We start from the raw sequence: 1,456 nt of genomic DNA on the forward strand, positions 1-1,456 counted from the left end.
GGCGAGCGTGACGCGCGAGGCGGGCCGGTAGGTGGTAGAGGCGCAGGCGCATCGTGTCCGGCTCGGCGTCTTCGAGGCCGTCCTGGTCATGCAGGGTGAGCAGCCGCAGCCAGGTGTCGAGATCGGCGGCGAGGTTCGCGGCGAGCATCCAGCCTGTGTTGATCTGCCACGACTGTGAGGGCAGATTCGTCAGCCCCATGGCCTTGCCGGTACGGATACGGTCTTCGACCTCGGCGTGGTCGCGGTGCAGGGCGTCGAGGAACTGGATCTGGTGGGAGCCGGCGATGCCCCACATGTGCCGGATGTTCGTGACGGTGATCGAGTAGCGCCAGCCGGTCTTCTGCTCGAAGGCGGTCAGCTTCTTCATGTGCCGCCTCGACGGGCGCACGCGGCGGACGATCAGGCGCATGCCCTCCGGCCAGCCCTCGCGGGTGTTCAGGTAGGTCAACTCCGCAACCTGGTAACCCGTTTGAAGGTCGCCGCCCTGTGTCAGCGAGGTCTCCCAGGCGCTTTCGGGGAGCCTCGCGATCGCCGCCTCGTCCTCGGGCGTGATCTTCCATCCGACCGTGTAACGGACCGTGCGCCGCTTCGTGTTCAGCGCCTCCAGGTGCTGGAGCAGGCCATGGGTGGCGCCCGCGCCGTCGACCCGCACGAGGATCTTCGACTGGGAGGAGTGCGGTATCTGATCCAGCGCGGCGGCCAGGACGCGGACGTGGTCGTCCACAGTGTTCGCCCCTGCGTTGCCCGGGCGGAGTTCCATCGCGAGGCTCTCGCCGGTGTTCGCCAGCCAACTGCCCAGCGGATGGAAGCCGAACGTGCCCTTGAACGTGGCCGCGGCCCCTTGTTTCCGGGACACGCTCGTGATGACCGTGGCGTCCAGGTCGATGACGATCCAGCCTGTCAACCTCCGTCCGGCGACCGTGAGCCACGGGAAGCCGCCGGGCCGCAGGTGGAGCAGCGTCCACACATGCCGGCGCACCCGTCGGCGCACCTTCGCGATCTTTCTCAGAGTCTTGTCGTCCAGCTCGGCCAGCAGACGGCGCATCGTTGAGTCCGAGGCCGCAGGGCCGAACAGGCCCTGGTGGTGAAGCTGAAGCTGCTCGGCCTCCAGCAGGCTCCGCGCCCCGAGCACCATCGCGACAGCGAGCTGGACGAGCACCCCGGCCCGCTCCCGCCACCTGGCACTCGTGCTCGAGGGAAGCACCCCGGCGAGCCCTCGTGTCAGCCCCACACGGTCCGCCAGCCGCCGCAGCAGCACCGCCCCTGCATGCCCGACCAGCCCCTTCCCGTCGGCTGCCACGGACAGCCGACGATCCCACCCTGTACGCTCGCTCACCAGAAAGGTGTCCTGACTCCTGCACCGGATACGACCTAGACACTCGCATCCTCGCAGGTCAGCGGCACCTTTCTGCTGTCAGGCCGTCAGCTCACCCAATTCCGCTGAATAACCGGGGTT

General features: G+C 68.1%; 1 protein-coding gene. It reads right to left on the minus strand.

From position 1 onward, the window contains the following. Positions 1 to 1,336: IS1380 family transposase (locus ABZZ74_RS54185; RefSeq protein WP_356951450.1), on the minus strand; the 1,336-nt coding region annotated here is incomplete at its 3' end. Positions 1,337 to 1,456 lie beyond the last annotated feature (120 nt).

The organism is Streptomyces sp. NPDC006476 (assembly GCF_040612015.1).
Classification (GTDB): Bacteria; Actinomycetota; Actinomycetes; order Streptomycetales; family Streptomycetaceae; genus Streptomyces; species Streptomyces griseorubiginosus_B.